Genomic DNA, 15,793 nt, shown 5'->3' with positions numbered 1-15,793 from the left:
GTCAAAAATACTCTTAGACGAGCGCCCATACTTTAACTTACCTCGGTAGATGCATTCTCCGTGTTTATTTATCTTTACATAGTTTGGTTTTTTTTGCCTACCTACTTAAATTACAATACCATAGACTACCAATTGCGGGATAACTCACGATGAAAAAATCTTATGTTGCTAGTGCATTTTTGACATTCAAAGATTCTCAAGTCTTGGCATTAGTTGACTTTAAACAGAATAAAACACTGACTATAGACAACAAATATTGGTTGACTATCCTAGAAATTTTTATCCATGAACAATCATTGGAGGAAGCTTACCAGAAATTCGAGGAAACCAATTCTACAAACATTTCAGAGAAACAACTGAGGCAGTGTACAAAAGCTCGCAGTGATTCTGATGATTTAGTAGTTATGTTAGCCAATAAATCATTGAAAGTTCTTAAAAAAGGATTAATGAGTCTACTTAATCCAGAGTATACTATCGATTTAACGGCTATTAGTAAAGAAAATTTTCAGGTAATTACTTGCCTATTTAACCCGGAAAATTTTTCTGCACATGAACCTGAAATTAACAGTTTTGAAACTTTTAGACAATCATCAGAATATCTAGAGACACTAGGTTTGCTCTCGCCAGCGATAAATACTATAGATTGGGGGGATTTAAGACGAAGATTTCCCTTATGTAATTTGTTCGGGTTTACCAGGGGTATTCCTATTGATCGATATTATTTGGATAAATTTATTAGTGAGATTCGACCCCAAGTTGCAGGAACTGTATTGGAAGTAGGCGGAGTCTTACAAAATCGAGAATTTTATCAGTTTTCTAAGGCAACTGAATATCATACCCTCGATATAGCAGCAAATCCTGGCGTTACGCAGGTTGGAGATGTACATGATCGAGCGATGTTTAAACCAGACTCTCTAGATACAGTAGTAATCTTTAATGTTTTAGAACATTGTCATAATCCTTGGGTGGTTGTTGAAAATATTTACATTTGGCTGAAAGTGGGAGGCAAGTGTTTTTGTATGGTACCTAGCGCGCAAAGATTACATGACTTTCCAGGGGATTATTGGCGACCACTTCCAGATGGTATGCAACAGTTATTTCAAAATTTCTGCTACCAAAAGTTATATGTTTACGGGAATCCTCTGACAGTTGTAGCCAGTTTTATGGGAATTTCAGCAAAAGAGTTATCGACTGACGAACTTGATAATTTTCATCCAGATTATCCGGTGACAACTTGTATAGTTGCAATGAAGTAATCCTTAAAATTTTTTCTGAGATTACCACTAATACCAGAATCCAAGCAAATCTTAACAAATAGGCGGCGCAGCGAAGTGTCTGCCGCTGCCTGCAACAAATTGGTTAGCTTTACGAGTGGATTTGTGGCAGTGGCAGACACCGACTATTTGAGCGAAGCGGTTAACGGGACTTAAACATTTTTGAGGGATAAACAAGCCTCAAACCCATGCAGGGTAAGGGAAATACACCAAATGCTCAAAAATGGCTCAAACCCAGATATATCAATAAACCAAGCAAAGCGATGTCAAAGTCTGTCTGTATATAGGTTTGAGGCTTTTTTCTTGGTGTTTTTTGTCTAAGTCCCATTAAGAGTTGCGTCATCACCTAGAGAGACATCCCTTTAGTCTGTTTTCTTTCTTGTTGCCGCTTTTCTTCTATTAGTAGATGAAATTATTGGAGGAAAAGGTTATGTCCTGATTCCTGAAGTATTAAATCCAACACAGGCACAAGAAGCGCGATCGCTTGTTCTCCAATTAGCCGAGAAAGAGAAAGGGATTTTCTAAGCTAAAACAGGCTTCTCTGTAGCAACAACCTGTTCCACAATATCAATGGCTCGACTCACACCCCCAGCTTTCTGAATCGCCTCTTGTAACCTGACTGCATTCTGTTTATAAGAATCTTCCGTCAACACCTTTTGGATAGCAGTTCGGAGTTTAGGAACATTCACACGACTCAGGGGTATAGCCTCACCAGCACCAGCCCAAGCTACACGTGCTGCTATTCCTGGTTGATCGTTAGCAACGGGAATGGCAACCATTGGTACCCCATTATTCAAGGACTCCAAAGTAGTATTCATACCTGCGTGGGTAATGGTGAGAGTCGCTTTTTGCAGCAATTCCAATTGGGGTGCATAACCAACAACCAAGGGATTTCCAGGCAAACTACCCAAAGCCTCTGGAGTTGCAGAACCACCTAACGAAATCACTAGTTGGGCATCCAAATCATTACAAGCTTCGGCAATAGATTTGAAAACTCCCAATAGGCGATTTTGGACTGTCCCCATTGAAGCGTAAATTAAGGGTTGTCCGGTTAATTTTTCATCAGGAAAATCAGGAACTTCCCGACCAGTTGGACTATGATAAGGGCCAGTGAAATGGAAGCACTGAGGTAAATTTTGCCTGGGAAATTCCAATTGTGCAGGCTGTTGACTAATTTGAGCTAGTGGAGAATAATTTTCGTCGGCAGTAAACTGTGGGGGTAACTTCCACTCTCGGCGATAGTCAGCTATTACCTCTCTAATTGGTTTGCCGATGCGATCCAACAACTTATAACCCACTATGTTACGCAGTTGTGCCCACCAAACTCGGTTATAGCCCCAGTTTGTGATAAACGGGGGAACACTCTCTTCTCGATTAAGTACTACAGCACTGCAAACTGTAATAAAGGGAAGCCCTAAAAATTCTGCAACGCTTCCCCCCTCTGGCGTAACTTGGTCTACTAATAGTGCCTCCACACCCGCTTCTTTAATTGCTGGTGGTGCATCCCTGAGCATAACATCTGCCCCTTCTTTAAGCAGATTGACGGTATATTTCAATGCAGCAAGTCCACTCAGCTTCCCCAACTTAGCCAAGGATTCTGACGTTACCCCAGAAGGAAACTGAGATTCGCCAATCGCCCGAAATTCTAATCCTGCGGCTAGTGTCTGCGGTTGAGCATCGGAAAAAGCGAATAGAGTAACTTGATGACCCCGATTTTGCAGTTCTTTTCCCAAGGGAAGCATAGTGTTGAGATGACCAGTTGATGCTGGGCAAATCAGTCCAAAATGAGTCATAGTTCTTGCTTCTGCTTATTTACAATGATGTATACCAGAAAATAGGTAGAGAGGCAAAGAAAAGAAATTTTTATTGAGTTAGAAGTGCCTACTTGATTTTCAAAAATTTATCTAAAGCCACTACCATACTTGGAGGCCAACGACGGATATTTTTTACCCAGTCGATATCTTTATAGCGGCTATCCAGTCCATAAGCTGCTACCCAGTTACTTTCGGCTTCACCTTGTTCTCCATTTACCCAATATGCAGCTGTGAGGGCGGCACGCACATCAGCAAATTTGGAGTATTTACGGGCGATATTTCGCATCTCCCGGATTGCTTGCTCTTTTTGACCAGTTTCATAAAGAGCAAGGGCGTAGTTAGCACGGGCGAAGGCAAAATTTGGGGCTATCTCATTAGATTTTTTGTAGTCTGCGATCGCATCTGACCATTTTCCTAAACCTGTTTTGGCATTACCGCGATTGTTATACGCCATTGCATCGTTAGGATCGAGTTCTAAGACATGATTATAATCTGCGATCGCATCGTCCCATTTTCCTAATCCTTCCAGCGCCGCCCCTCGATTCAAATAAGGATCGGTAACATTCGGCGCTAGTTCGATGGCTTTGTTATAATCTGCCAGCGCTTCTTGCAATTTGTTCTGACTCACTCGCGAATTTCCCCGGTTACTCCACGCCCCCGCATTTGTCGGAAATTTCTCAATAATCTTTGTCCAGTAAGTTTCAGCCGTCGCAAAATCACCTTGATTCGTCGCTGCAAAAGCTTGATTAGCCCACTCATCGCCTTGCTTTAACTGTTCTTGAGTAATGGGCGCTTGAGATTCTGCCATGACTGGAGTACCCCAGCCAAACACAATTAACACACTGAGAAAAATACTAATCAACTTAATCATCTAGGTTTACCTAATTTGTCATTTGTCATTTGTCATTTGTCATTTGTCATTGAGCAGAGGAATGGTGTTCAAAGACTCATTTACGAGTATCAATGCCCAATGCCCAATGCCCCATGCCCATAATTACAATAATGACAACTGTTCATTAGGCGGCGTGAATCCTAAATGCTTGTATGCAGCCTTTGTCGCCATCCTTCCCCGATGAGTCCGAGTTAAATACCCAATTTGCATGAGGTAAGGTTCATATACCTCTTCAATTGTTTGAGTATCTTCACCCGTCGCTGCTGCCATTGTTTCTAACCCCACTGGCCCACCATTAAATTGTTCAATTATCACACTCAACATCTGGCGATCTGTCCAATCTAAACCGCAAGGATCTACTTGGAATAGTTGCAACGCTTCGGATGCGATGGTTTCATTAATTTCTCCAGACAATTTTACTTCCGCATAATCACGCACCCGTTTTAGTAATCGATTAGCAATCCGTGGTGTTCCGCGTGAACGTCGGGCAATTTCTGTGGCACCATCTTCTGTAATAGGGGTTTTGAGTAACTGAGCGGTTCGCAGTACAATTTTAGTCAGTTCGTCAACTTCGTAAAATCGGAGTTTTTGAATTAAACCGAAGCGATCGCGCAGTGGTGAAGTTAAAGCACCCACACGCGTTGTGGCTCCTACTAGGGTAAACTTTGACAGCGGCAAACTTCTAATGCGAGCGCTAGAACCCTTACCAATGGTAATATCTAAGCGATAATCTTCCATTGCTGGATAGAGAATTTCCTCCGTCATCCGCGAGAGGCGATGAATTTCATCCACAAATAAGATATCCCCTGGCTTCAGGTTCACCAGTAGCCCAACAATATCTCGTGGACGTTCTAGGGCTGGCGCACTAGTAATTTTGTAATTTACCCCCATTTCCGATGCTAAAATCATTGCCATTGTGGTTTTTCCCAATCCTGGCGGCCCATATAACAGTAGGTGATCCAACACCTCACCACGAGATTTGGCTGCTTTGATGGCAATATCTAGCACATCCTTTAAATCTTTTTGCCCAATGTAATCAGCAAATCGGTGTGGTCGAATACCTTCTTCTTGCTGTTCTTGCTCATCAATAGCAGCTTCCGGCTTCAAAATATTTTCTGTGGATGGTGCTTTCACAGACTCTCGACGCTGCTTTGGTTCTCCATTGGGTTCTGGAGGTTGTTTTTTCGAGGAGATTATCGCCATAATTCAGCTATCTATTTTTAAGGGACTAGGGAGTGGGGATTGGGGATGAGGGAGATGGGGGACTGGGGATTGGGGATGAGGGAGATGAGGGAGATGAGGGAGATGAGGGAGATGAGGAAGGAAAATAACCCATGCCCAATGCCCAATGCCCCATGCCCAATGCCCAATGCCCAATGCCCATGAAAATTTTCGTTAGAGAATACCCGCGCCAATTTAAAATTTAAATTCCGGTCAATTACCCAGAAGTACAAAAGTTATTATGTTATCTAAAAGAATCTTACCGTGCTTAGATGTGAAGGCGGGACGGGTTGTAAAAGGAGTTAACTTTGTTAATCTCCAAGATGCAGGCGATCCGGTAGAACTGGCCAAGGTTTACAACGAAGCCGGTGCTGATGAGTTAGTATTTCTGGATATTACAGCTACTCATGAAGATCGAGCTACTATTTTAGATGTGGTCTACCGAACTGCTGAACAGGTCTTTATTCCATTGACTGTGGGTGGTGGCATTCAATCCTTAGAAAATGTTAAAGCTTTGTTACGAGCCGGCGCAGATAAGGTTAGTATTAATTCTGCGGCAGTACGGGAACCAGACTTGATTAATCGGGCCAGCGATCGCTTTGGTAATCAGTGCATAGTTGTTGCTATTGATGCCAGACGCAGAAATAACCCGGAAAATCCAGGTTGGGATGTGTATGTGCGGGGTGGCAGGGAAAATACAGGCTTAGATGCCCTACTTTGGGCACAGGAAGTTGAAAAACGGGGGGCCGGAGAACTGCTAATCACAAGTATGGATGCTGATGGAACCCAAGCCGGGTATGACATCGAGATTACACGGGCAATCGCTGATGCTGTAGAAATTCCAGTCATTGCTTCTGGCGGTGCAGGTAATTGTGAACATATCTACACTGCCCTAACTGAAGGCAAAGCTGAAGCAGCATTACTCGCATCTCTGTTACATTACGGACAATTAAGCGTAGCAGAAATTAAAAGTTACTTGTGCGATCGCAATGTGCCGGTCAGAACATTCTCTTGATCCAACATTTTTCATTTAATGACATCCATCTGAGGTTAGACACACTTCCCAAAAAGGGTGTTAATATTATTTTACAAGTATTAACAAATATTAAGAAATATGTTGCTTCCTATTTTACTTTTTGATGTAGCCCTGGTAGCATGGTCGCTGCACTTAATGGAAAGAGCCTACGAGAGTAAAGAATTTTCTTTAATGTTGGCTGGTACATTAGTTGCTCTGGCTGCTGCTGCCATGTTAGTAGTTTACTTTTTGATGGGGCACTGCATGACCTACTTATTGAGAGTGTCGTAGACAATGCTGAGTGCTAGAGAAGATATTTAAAATTTAGTTTCTACAAAAAGCTTGACAAAGTACTAATAATTAGGACATTATGTATAATGGATTTTAAGGGGTTATAGCGCAGTTGGTAGCGCACCTCAATGGCATTGAGGGGGTCAGCGGTTCGAATCCGCTTAGCTCCATTCTTCACACCCTAATCCTCTAAGTTAATTGAGAGGGTTAGGGAATTTTTTTAGAGGGTTTTATTTGCTGTCTACCTAACCAGTCTCGAAAGTTGGAATGATAAAGACTGTAATGCGTTTTAAGAGCGATTTGTTGTTTCTGTAAGAACTCTAGCCAATTTTCTAGCACTTCCTCAACTTCATACTCATCAGTATCAATGATTTGTGCGATGCCTGCGGCAGTCTGCGCCAACGCCTCCACTGATATTACTTTTTGCTGCTTTATTAAAACATTTAACACATCTGTGCTATGTTTCGTCTCTTGTGCGAGTGGAATCATTTTGTGTAAATGCTGCTGATAATATGCTTCTAAAGCAGGCGGGGGTTGATTGTACTGGAAAGATTTCGGGTAGAAATTTTCTGCGTTAGCGTTCGCGCAGCTTACCGGAGGTATCGCACTTATTATCTGACTGAGATACATAAAATTATTTTCGCTCAAAGTGGTGAGGCGATGTTCAAGGGCAAGCTGCTTTGCATCTACGCAGAATTCTTGCTCATTAATCTGATGATTACTCAGCCAAGATTTAAGATTTGCCCTCTCCCCCAGTATGGGAGGGGAGTAATCTTGTCCCTCCCTTCCTTCGTAGAGAAGGGGAGTTAGGTGATTTTGAATATATACTTGGATATCTTGCCGATTTTCTTCTGGATAATCAGCTAAATCAAGACTTTGCGACGGCGTTTCAATTAATAAACCTGACTTCTCCCGCAAGAAAGGTCTACGAGTCAGGAGAAAATAGACCCTATCAGGGAGATAGCGAGGGAGATAAAACAGATTTGTAGCAGGTGGTTGGCTGTTGCGGTCAATGCAATTCAACCCATCAATGGCAATGATGAGTTGTTGATGAGGTTCTAACTCATCGCTGATTTGCTGGAGAAGGCTAGAGAAAAACCAACTTCCCTCTGTGGCGTTATTAGGGAGGAAGGTGTAATTAAGTGAGTATTGATTAATGAGTTGCGTGCAGATATTTCTGAGAAATTCGTCAGCACGATTTTTACCCTCAAGTTCAGCATTGTAATAAATAACTTGAGGATTGTTTGTCACATATTTGGCGAGGATGGCACTTTTACCGCTACCAGGTGCGCCAATGATGCTGAAGTAACCTTGGTTATGGCGGTGGAGAAAGTTGTTAACAGCCGTGAAGACAAATTCACGACCGACAAAATTTTGGCTTTTTTCTTGAATGATTTGTTGAAACTTTGTTGGATGTCCTCTGGAATTGATTGCAGTGGGTGGTTTGGGTGGTGAATTCATAATTTTGGAGAATCATGAAAAGATAAGACAACAGTAGAGGTAGCTATTGAAGTCTGGTTAGTAGATTTTAACGAGGAAATTGTCAAATTCTATCAACAATCAACAGCCCCAGGATATCAGCTTATACAAAAGTTCACTAGTGTTAAAACCTTCCCTAAAATTTTTGGCAGATAAAATTACTTTCCCCCTTATCCCCCTTTCATCTCCTCAAGACGCAAAAAATGCACCCTTCCTAAAGCATCTCCCGCTACAATTGTCTCGCCGTCTGGTGCAACTGCACAGCAACGAATGGGACTATCGGCAGTGAAACTAACAATGACCTCTGCTGTTGTCAGATTCCAAACTTTGAGGGTTGTGTCACGGGAAGTAGAAATCACCTGTTGCCCATCAGGGGTGACAGTAACGGCATTTATCCAGTGATTATGACCATTGAAGGTGAATAGTTCCTCCCCAGTTGTCAGATTCCAAACTTTGAGAGTTTTGTCAGAAGAAGCAGAAATCAGCTGCTTCTTCTGGGTTACAGTAACAGCATTTATCCAGTGATTATGACCAGTGAGGGTGAATAGTTCTTCCCCGGTTTCCAGACTCCAAACTTTCAGGGTGTTGTCTGAGGAAGCAGAAATCACCTGTTGCCCATCGGGGGTGATAGCTACGGCATTTACCCAGTTAGTATGACCCTTCAGAGTAAATATTTCCTCCCCAGTTGCCAGATTCCAGACTTTCAGAGTGTTGTCAGAGGAAGCAGAAATAACTTGCTGCCCATTGGGAGTGACGACGAGGGCATTTACCCAATTATTATGACCAGTGAGAGTGAATTCTTCTTCCTTAGTTGCCAAATTCCAGACTTTAATGGTTGTGTCACGGGAAGCAGAAATCACCTGCCGTCCATTGGGAGTAACGGCGACAGCATTTACCGGGTTATTATGACCGGCGAGGGTGAATAATTCCTCCCCAGTTGCCAGATTCCAGACTTTGAAGGTGTTATCAGAGGAAGCAGAAATTACCTGCTGCCCATTTGGGGTGACGGTGATGGCATTTACCCAGTTATTATGACCATTCAGGGTAAATTCTTCCATTCCGTTTCCCAAATTCCAGATTTTGAGGGTGTTGTCAGAAGAAGTAGAAATCACCTGTTGCCCATTTGGGGTGACAGCGACGGCATTTACCCAATTACTATGACCATTCAGGGTAAATTCTTCCACTCCGTTTCCCAAATTCCAGACTTTGAGGGTTGTGTCACGAGATGCGGAAATTACCTGCTGCTGATTGGGGGTGATGGCCACGGCATTTACCCAGTTATTATGACCATTCAGGGTAAATTCTTCCATTCCATTTCCCAAATTCCAGACTTTGAGGGTGTTATCAGAGGAAGTGGAAATCACCTGTTGCCCATTTGCGATGACGGCAACGGCATTTACCGAGTCACTATGACCAGTGAAGGTGAATAGTTCTTCCCCAGTTGCCAGATTCCAAACTTTGAGGGTTTTGTCAGAAGAAGCAGAAATCATCTGTTGTCCATTAGGGGTGATGGCAACGGCTTCTACTGAGTCACTATGACCAGTGAAAGTGAATAGTTCTTCCCCAGTTGCCAGATTCCAAACTTTGAGGGTTTTGTCAGAAGAAGCAGAAATCATCTGTTGTCCATTAGGGGTGATGGCAACGGCTTCTACTGAGTCACTATGACCAGTGAAGGTGAATAGTTCTCCCCCAGTCTCCAGATTCCAGACTTTAAGGGTGTTGTCAGAAGATGCGGAAATAACTTGCTGCCCATTGGGAGTGACGGCGACGGCATTAACCCAACTATTATGACCTGTGAGGGTGCGAAGTAAGCGTCCCCCTGGTGGCGTTAAGCTTAGAGTCAAGGGGCACAGCCAAGGAGTAGCTGTGCTTTGCTTTATTTTTGCTAATAATCCCTGAATCTCCTCTGGCATTTTCTGATGTAGTAACCGTCCGTGCAATTGACTCGCTATTTGCCGCTTATCCACTGCTAAAACATGCGCTGATAGTCTTAATGCCCCTTGAATCAATTGGAGACTTTTGACTTTCTCAGAGTTGTATTTCGAGTAATTTAATGTCTGTGTATATTTGCTCAAATCATAATCTTCAATTAGCGGCTGTACCCCAAACTCAGGATGGTTAATCTTTGCCACCAAAAAATCAAAATCAGTGAGGGTTTGGTAATACTTCTCCAAATTTCCCGACTTCACCAAGTTTGGCGCTAAACTGCCCAAGTAAGCACGTTGAAAAGCGGGACTTTGTACCGCTAAATTGCTAGCAAATTCTCCCATCTCACGCCATCTTCCTTACAAGGTAGTCTACAATGCGTTGATTAACCTCTTGAAATAGCTTCCGTTTGGAATCCAAAACTCGTTTTGCTTTTAAGAAGTCTAAAAAACTAGCGTGATAGATGCTGTAGCAGTTTTCTCCTTCTAGAACCTGCGGTTTCAAATACTCAACCCACTCATCTAAAACTGATTGCACATTATATTCATCCTGTTCGGCAATATCTGCGATCATCTCGCAGGGAATTGGTGTACCAATTTCCACTAAAATAAACAGGATAAATACCTTTACTTCCTGGGGCTTTTCATCCATCCCCATGCGTACCCAATGGACTTGATAATAGTCATCAAGACCATCGGGTAATTTATTTATACTCAGGTCATTATAGTCACCTTTAGCAATTCCTGGCAAAATATAGCGCAGATACATGAAATTGTTTTCGCTCTTAGTTGCTACCTGCTCAACAAAATCTTGATCAGAAATGTTGCGGTTTTGAATCCATTGTTTAAGTTCATTCTTATAATCTTTATCGGCATTCAAAAACAACCCAATAAACTCTTTGATATCTCCACGACTCAAATTAATATACTGACTTCCCCTTAAATCTAGCTCTTCTACAGGGACATCTGGTGCAGATAGGCGTTTTTTATCTCTGGTATAGGGTCGTCTAGTTAGCAAGAAATAAACATGTTCAGGAAGTGACGGCGGTAAATCTAAAAGATTTCCCCCGGCTTCTTGTTCCACTTCATCAAGAGCATCAACTACAATTACTAGATGATTGCCAGCAGTCAGTTTTTTGCTAACCTGTTCTAGTAAATCTGCTAAATTAGCCTTTTCGGTATTCTGCAACTGATAACGTTTAACTAATTGTTTGCGAATACTTTCAAGAAATAGCTCTGCTCGATTGCGACCATCGGAGCGAATATTAAAATAGCATGGTGATTTATTGTCCCAGACATATTTAGCCGCAATGGTACTTTTACCCATACCTGCATCACCCACTACGGTGAAGTAACCATTACGGTTTTTGTCGCAAAATTGCTTAAAAGCCTCAAAAACAAATTTACGACCGCAAAACGAGCGAATTTTCTCTCTAATTAATGACTTAAATTCCGCTGGATACTCGTCTAAATTCCATTCAGGGAAAGGCTCAAACTCTTTCGATTTACTTCTTTTAGCAACTTTAATAAATATTTCCCCAAACTCTTCTAATTCCGATCGCAGTTCAATTCTCAGCAATCGGATATCAAATTCTGAATCCTTCCCCTGCAAAAAATTTTCTACTTCCTTGTAGAAACCCAAGGGGTTATTTGAAGTATAAGCACTCCAAAAAGCATTTTTAATTTCTCTTTCTCGAAAAAGATTAAGCAGTACTTCCGGCTTATCCACACCATACTCAATTAAGGAGTAAACATAAACACCATCAACATCTTTAGGTGGTTGTACTGGGTCAAACTTGAATTGTTTTAAGGTTCTGACTACAGTTTCATTGCGTTGAGCTTGATTGATAACTAGAAAAGTCGCAGGTTTAGCAATACTCTTAAGTGCATTAACTACTAAGTCAATACTCATCTTCACTAATGGTAGAGATAATTTTTACACCTATAACCTATCCTAACGACAGATGGCAAATATTTACCCCATCCATCGCTATTATATGGCGATCGCTCCCCCTGACTCCTTCCTCATTTGCGCTCTTCTCTATCTCAGAGGCTCAACTGCGGCAATATTAACCTTGCAACTATAGAAACCCTATAGCTTGCACACTAAAGATAGTTATCTATGGTATAGAAATGTATAGAATCTTGTAAAGATATAAAATATAGTTGTTAAATGCACACATTTCTAGCTTCTTCCTCAATGCAGCTGTCTGTACCACCAAATCACTTTCAGCCTATGAAGATTGTCGCGCTGGGGGACAGCTTAATTTATGGATTCGGCGACCCAGAAAAAGGAGGCTGGATCGAGCAACTACGGCGATGGTGGATGTTGCCGGATAGTGCGGGTCATATTCTTTATAATTTAGGGGTAAGAGGCGATCGCACGCAACAAGTGGCACAAAGGCTAGAAGTTGAATTTCGCCACCGCGGTGAACTGCGAAATCGCGTTCCTGATTTAATTATTTTATCAGTAGGGGTGAACGACTCAGCGCGGTTGGCGCGTCCTGATGGCCGAAGTTACACAGATTTTAACATATTTGAAAAGGAAATTGCTTCTCTGCTAGATTTGGCACAGCAACTCTGTCCTGTGTTATTTGTGGGCATGGTGCCAGTGGATGAAACAAAGATGCCATTTTTAGATTGTTTTTACTATAATCATGCCGATCAGTACCGCTACAAAGAAGCAACTCGAATTGCTTGCAATAAACGGCAGATTCCCTATTTAGATATTTTTGAGAAATGGATGGAACGCGGTGAAAATTGGCGGCTCAAACGCTTGAGTGAAGATGGTCTTCATCCCAATACGCTAGGTTATCAAGCTTTATTAGAAGATGTAATCAATTGGGAAGCGATACCTTCAATGGACTTTGCTAATGTAGCTTACCATTCAAAATTTGATTATCATCTGAAACCATCCTAATAATATAGATGTGTTGGTACGAAAAAGATAAGGTTCATTCAAAGCCTCGCCCGCAAGTGGCGCGATAGCTCCCTTGCTCCCTCGCTTTCTTGGTTGAAGCCCCACCCGCAAGTGGCGTGGTTTTTCTCCTCTGCTCCTCTGCTCCTCTGCTCCTCTGCTCCTCTGCTCCTCTGCTCCTCTGCTCCTCTGCTCCTCTGCTCCTCTGCTCCTCTGCTCCTCTGCTTTTTCACTTTTGATTTATGCAAGAGGTCTTATCTATAAAAACTCTAACTCCCCACTCCTATGACACCAACTTTATTTGGTCGTTGGCAAACTCGATTATTATTACTTGCAACTATCGGCGTACTCGTATCTTTGCCTTTTGCAATCGGTTGGATTGGCCCTGGTGCTAACTCGGTTTATTTTTGGATACTTGCTTATGTCGCCATCTTTGGCTTAGGCTGGGATGTGCTTTATAACTATCTGCAAAAATCCCGTTGGGATAGAGATTGGCCCGCAGTTTATCAACTCTTCGCTGGTATATGGGAATTGGTATTTGTGTTTTGTGGAGTTAAACTATTTGGCTTTTTACCAATACCTTTACCGAAGGAAGAACTGTCGCTAGGAACTTTTTTATTCCACTATAGCATTGTGTGGCTAGCGGTTTTTATTACTTCCCAAAGCCTGATGCGAATTATCTTTATCCGTTGGCGTTTTCGGGGTGGAGAATGGTTGTAATACCTCAAACTCTCGACTCATTTTAACGTGAGTCTCCAACGAACGGCATTCGTTATGCCTATTCGTTTATGGGGCAATTTTCGATACAATCACAAACATAATATTTGCCTCTTGACTAATGGCCCCTAATTACTGACCATTAACTAATGACTCAAGTAGATATTCTCATCCTATCAAATGGCCCAGGTGAGGTAACAACCTGGGTACGTCCAGTAGTAAAGGCGTTGCGGCAAGAACTAGGCGATGACCGTTCTATCGTCAGGATTTCTGTGGTATTGTCACCTTGCCCAAATGCGACTGGTAAAGAAAGAGCGATCGCTCTTTCTTACCCAGAAGTAGATAGAGTTCAGGGAGCAGAGCATTTTTGGCAATTTTTGCTTTGGGGCAAAACATTTGATAATTGGAACTGGTGCGATCGCGGTGTAGTCGTTTTTCTCGGCGGCGATCAAGTTTTCCCCGTAGTCATAGGCAAAAAGCTCGGATATCGCACAGTAGTTTACGCCGAATGGGAAGCCCGTTGGTATAAATGGATTGACCGCTTTGGCGTGATGAAACCCCAAGTTGCTGCCAGTGTCCCCCAGAAATATGCTGACAAATTCACCGTTGTAGGTGATTTGATGCTAGAAGCAGCAGGGGAAGGCCTAGATTCAAATTCTTTGCCTATCACTTCATCACTCAAAACTGAATTGATTGGTATACTCCCTGGATCAAAAGCAGCAAAATTAGCTCAAGGAGTGCCATTATTTTTAGGTATTGCCGAATACATCTATGCTCAAAGACCCCAAACCAAGTTTGTGATTCCTGTAGCCCCAACTTTAGATTTACAAACTTTAGCTAGTTTTGCCGATCCCCAAAAGAACTCTATTGCTAAATTTTTTGGCTTTGGCGGTGCTTCCTTAATTGTCCCAGAGGAGGCTAAAGGCAAAGCATTGCTAAAAACAACAACGGGCTTAACTGTGGAACTGTGGCAAGAAAACCCTGCGTATCACTTATTATCCCAGTGCTGTATCTGCATAACTACAGTGGGGGCAAACACTGCCGAACTCGGTGCTTTAGGAGTGCCAATGATTGTTTTGCTGCCAACACAACAACTTGATGCTATGCGTTCTTGGGATGGTTTACCTGGGTTGTTAGCAAATCTGCCAGGAGTAGGTACGCCTTTTGCTAAGGTGATTAATTGGCTATTTCTGAGATTCGTGAAACGCAAAGGTTTATTAGCATGGCCAAATATCTGGGCACAGGAAGAGATAGTGCCAGAACTTGTGGGAAAACTTCAACCGCAAGAAGTTGCACAAATGGCTGTAGACTTATTAACCCATCCAGAAAAATTGGATGATATCCGCGCTAAACTCCGTAATATTCGCGGTGAAAGTGGTGCAGCCCAGAAGATAGCAACTTTGGTGAGGGAAGAGATTGATAAATTTTGAAGATGAAAATTAAGGTAAAATAAAACTGGTTTGTAGCGAGCGATTCATTGCTCAATTCAACCATTTTAAGGACTAATTATGAATGTACCATCTAGCATTATTCAACTCATTGATCATTCTCACTTCTCAATAGATTTATATCGGGCTGGTAGTTTAAATGAAACACAAACTAGAATTGAATTTATCGATCCATTTTTTGCAGCGTTAGGATGGGATATTAGAAATGAACAACAAGCTTCTGATATTTATAAAGATGTTGTTCACGAAGATAGTTTAAAAATTAGTGATGCCAAAAAAGCCAAAGCCCCTGATTATAGTTTTCGTGTTGGTGGAGTTAGAAAGTTTTTTGTCGAAGCTAAAAAACCTGCGGTGAATGTAGGAAAAGATATTAGTGCTGCTTTTCAACTTAGGCGTTATGGATTTCAATCCGAAGATTCTCCATCCCTACGCCCAAGTTCATAAATGCCAGCACCCATACAGGCTAATATACCTGTACTAATTCCCCAACTCTCGCCTAAACTAATTTCCAGACCCCAGTTACATAAAGCACCAATTATCAAAAAAGGCACAATGCTAAACAATGAGGCGTAAAAAGCGTTTTGGGATTCTCTGGCTTTACGAGTTTTTTCAAATTCTGACTGGCTGGTGTAAAGCGATCGCTCGGCAAAGTTAAACCAGCGGTTGAGTTGCTTAATTACCCATTCACTGGTTGTGGAAAAACCTAGATATAGCGCCAATGACCACAAACTCGCTCCGGCGATCGCGATCGTGTCTAACTCAAAGCGGAAAGGCAAAATTTCAGTCAGCATTGCTTGGGG

The 15,793-nt window shown here is 42.2% G+C and carries 14 protein-coding genes and 1 tRNA gene; 8 read left to right on the top strand and 7 right to left on the bottom strand.

The window, feature by feature from the left end; translation table 11 throughout:
- The first annotated feature begins 203 nt into the window (after nucleotides 1-203).
- The gene (locus tag V7K67_RS14820; RefSeq protein WP_335167142.1) at nucleotides 204-1,256 is read left to right on the top strand and encodes a methyltransferase domain-containing protein; all 1,053 of its coding nucleotides are present in this window, start codon (nucleotides 204-206) and stop codon (nucleotides 1,254-1,256) included.
- A gap of 539 nt (nucleotides 1,257-1,795) precedes the next feature.
- Here V7K67_RS14820 and V7K67_RS14815 read toward each other — a convergent pair.
- From V7K67_RS14815 to ruvB, 3 genes are all read right to left on the bottom strand, one after another.
- The gene (locus tag V7K67_RS14815; RefSeq protein WP_334729405.1) at nucleotides 1,796-3,067 is read right to left on the bottom strand and encodes a glycosyltransferase; all 1,272 of its coding nucleotides are present in this window, start codon (nucleotides 3,065-3,067) and stop codon (nucleotides 1,796-1,798) included.
- 88 nt (nucleotides 3,068-3,155) lie between these two features.
- Nucleotides 3,156-3,959 carry a tetratricopeptide repeat protein gene (locus V7K67_RS14810; RefSeq protein WP_334729404.1) on the bottom strand — a complete coding sequence of 268 codons (804 nt, stop codon included), beginning with the start codon at nucleotides 3,957-3,959 and terminating at the stop codon, nucleotides 3,156-3,158.
- 123 nt (nucleotides 3,960-4,082) lie between these two features.
- Nucleotides 4,083-5,183, bottom strand: coding sequence for a Holliday junction branch migration DNA helicase RuvB (gene ruvB, locus V7K67_RS14805; RefSeq protein WP_334729403.1), 1,101 nt, complete (start codon nucleotides 5,181-5,183; stop codon nucleotides 4,083-4,085).
- Between the two features lie 259 nt (nucleotides 5,184-5,442).
- On the opposite strand from ruvB, the gene hisF reads away from it, so the two are divergent.
- The 3 genes from hisF (at nucleotide 5,443) to V7K67_RS14790 (ending at nucleotide 6,677) form a co-directional block, all read left to right on the top strand.
- Complete coding sequence (gene hisF, locus V7K67_RS14800) at nucleotides 5,443-6,216, top strand: imidazole glycerol phosphate synthase subunit HisF (protein WP_334710587.1); 774 nt, start codon at nucleotides 5,443-5,445, stop codon at nucleotides 6,214-6,216.
- A gap of 99 nt (nucleotides 6,217-6,315) precedes the next feature.
- On the top strand, nucleotides 6,316-6,507 hold the full coding sequence (locus tag V7K67_RS14795; RefSeq protein ID WP_298905777.1) for a hypothetical protein: 192 nt from the start codon (nucleotides 6,316-6,318) through the stop codon (nucleotides 6,505-6,507).
- Nucleotides 6,508-6,604: 97 nt separating this feature from the next.
- Nucleotides 6,605-6,677 (top strand) — tRNA-Ala (locus V7K67_RS14790).
- A 37-nt stretch (nucleotides 6,678-6,714) separates the two neighbouring features.
- On the opposite strand, the gene V7K67_RS14785 is transcribed toward V7K67_RS14790, so the two are convergent.
- The 3 genes from V7K67_RS14785 to V7K67_RS14775 all read right to left on the bottom strand — a co-directional run bounded on the left by V7K67_RS14785 (nucleotide 6,715) and on the right by V7K67_RS14775 (nucleotide 11,823).
- Nucleotides 6,715-7,968 carry an ATP-binding protein gene (locus V7K67_RS14785; RefSeq protein WP_335167138.1) on the bottom strand — a complete coding sequence of 418 codons (1,254 nt, stop codon included), beginning with the start codon at nucleotides 7,966-7,968 and terminating at the stop codon, nucleotides 6,715-6,717.
- A gap of 188 nt (nucleotides 7,969-8,156) precedes the next feature.
- Nucleotides 8,157-10,256 (bottom strand): WD40 repeat domain-containing protein, encoded by a 2,100-nt coding sequence (locus tag V7K67_RS14780; protein ID WP_335167136.1) that lies wholly within the window; start codon nucleotides 10,254-10,256, stop codon nucleotides 8,157-8,159.
- Nucleotide 10,257: 1 nt separating this feature from the next.
- Nucleotides 10,258-11,823 (bottom strand): AAA family ATPase, encoded by a 1,566-nt coding sequence (locus V7K67_RS14775; RefSeq protein ID WP_335167134.1) that lies wholly within the window; start codon nucleotides 11,821-11,823, stop codon nucleotides 10,258-10,260.
- A gap of 261 nt (nucleotides 11,824-12,084) precedes the next feature.
- Here V7K67_RS14775 and V7K67_RS14770 point away from each other — a divergent pair, with 261 nt between their 5' ends.
- The 4 genes from V7K67_RS14770 (at nucleotide 12,085) to V7K67_RS14755 (ending at nucleotide 15,437) form a co-directional block, all read left to right on the top strand.
- On the top strand, nucleotides 12,085-12,831 hold the full coding sequence (locus V7K67_RS14770) for a GDSL-type esterase/lipase family protein (RefSeq protein ID WP_335167132.1): 747 nt from the start codon (nucleotides 12,085-12,087) through the stop codon (nucleotides 12,829-12,831).
- Between the two features lie 282 nt (nucleotides 12,832-13,113).
- Nucleotides 13,114-13,548, top strand: coding sequence for a hypothetical protein (locus tag V7K67_RS14765; RefSeq protein WP_334733859.1), 435 nt, complete (start codon nucleotides 13,114-13,116; stop codon nucleotides 13,546-13,548).
- A gap of 146 nt (nucleotides 13,549-13,694) precedes the next feature.
- A complete protein-coding gene (locus V7K67_RS14760) occupies nucleotides 13,695-14,975 on the top strand; it encodes a lipid-A-disaccharide synthase (protein WP_334733858.1) in 1,281 nt (426 codons plus the stop codon).
- Nucleotides 14,976-15,053: 78 nt separating this feature from the next.
- A complete protein-coding gene (locus V7K67_RS14755; RefSeq protein WP_334733857.1) occupies nucleotides 15,054-15,437 on the top strand; it encodes a hypothetical protein in 384 nt (127 codons plus the stop codon).
- On the opposite strand, the gene V7K67_RS14750 is transcribed toward V7K67_RS14755, so the two are convergent.
- Nucleotides 15,398-15,784 (bottom strand): hypothetical protein, encoded by a 387-nt coding sequence (locus V7K67_RS14750; protein ID WP_334710594.1) that lies wholly within the window; start codon nucleotides 15,782-15,784, stop codon nucleotides 15,398-15,400. The two genes, V7K67_RS14755 and V7K67_RS14750, sit on opposite strands and share 40 nt — an antisense overlap.
- Between the last annotated feature and the right edge of the window lie 9 nt (nucleotides 15,785-15,793).

This window comes from Nostoc sp. (assembly GCF_036917155.1).
Classification (GTDB): Bacteria; Cyanobacteriota; Cyanobacteriia; order Cyanobacteriales; family Nostocaceae; genus Nostoc.
The sequence above is the reverse complement of the archived record's forward strand: the minus strand, read 5'-3'. Positions and strand labels throughout refer to the sequence as shown.

What these genes read in the sequence shown, in the direction of transcription:
- V7K67_RS14760 (WP_334733858.1), top strand. Translation starts at nt 13,695, where the DNA reads ATGACTCAAGTAGATATTCTCATCCTATCAAATGGCCCAGGTGAGGTA.
- V7K67_RS14795 (WP_298905777.1), top strand. Translation starts at nt 6,316, where the DNA reads ATGTTGCTTCCTATTTTACTTTTTGATGTAGCCCTGGTAGCATGGTCG.
- V7K67_RS14780 (WP_335167136.1), bottom strand. Translation starts at nt 10,256, where the DNA reads ATGGGAGAATTTGCTAGCAATTTAGCGGTACAAAGTCCCGCTTTTCAA.
- V7K67_RS14755 (WP_334733857.1), top strand. Translation starts at nt 15,054, where the DNA reads ATGAATGTACCATCTAGCATTATTCAACTCATTGATCATTCTCACTTC.
- hisF (WP_334710587.1), top strand. Translation starts at nt 5,443, where the DNA reads ATGTTATCTAAAAGAATCTTACCGTGCTTAGATGTGAAGGCGGGACGG.
- V7K67_RS14770 (WP_335167132.1), top strand. Translation starts at nt 12,085, where the DNA reads ATGCACACATTTCTAGCTTCTTCCTCAATGCAGCTGTCTGTACCACCA.
- V7K67_RS14750 (WP_334710594.1), bottom strand. Translation starts at nt 15,784, where the DNA reads ATGCTGACTGAAATTTTGCCTTTCCGCTTTGAGTTAGACACGATCGCG.
- V7K67_RS14775 (WP_335167134.1), bottom strand. Translation starts at nt 11,823, where the DNA reads ATGAGTATTGACTTAGTAGTTAATGCACTTAAGAGTATTGCTAAACCT.
- V7K67_RS14810 (WP_334729404.1), bottom strand. Translation starts at nt 3,959, where the DNA reads ATGATTAAGTTGATTAGTATTTTTCTCAGTGTGTTAATTGTGTTTGGC.
- V7K67_RS14765 (WP_334733859.1), top strand. Translation starts at nt 13,114, where the DNA reads ATGACACCAACTTTATTTGGTCGTTGGCAAACTCGATTATTATTACTT.
- ruvB (WP_334729403.1), bottom strand. Translation starts at nt 5,183, where the DNA reads ATGGCGATAATCTCCTCGAAAAAACAACCTCCAGAACCCAATGGAGAA.
- V7K67_RS14785 (WP_335167138.1), bottom strand. Translation starts at nt 7,968, where the DNA reads ATGAATTCACCACCCAAACCACCCACTGCAATCAATTCCAGAGGACAT.
- V7K67_RS14815 (WP_334729405.1), bottom strand. Translation starts at nt 3,067, where the DNA reads ATGACTCATTTTGGACTGATTTGCCCAGCATCAACTGGTCATCTCAAC.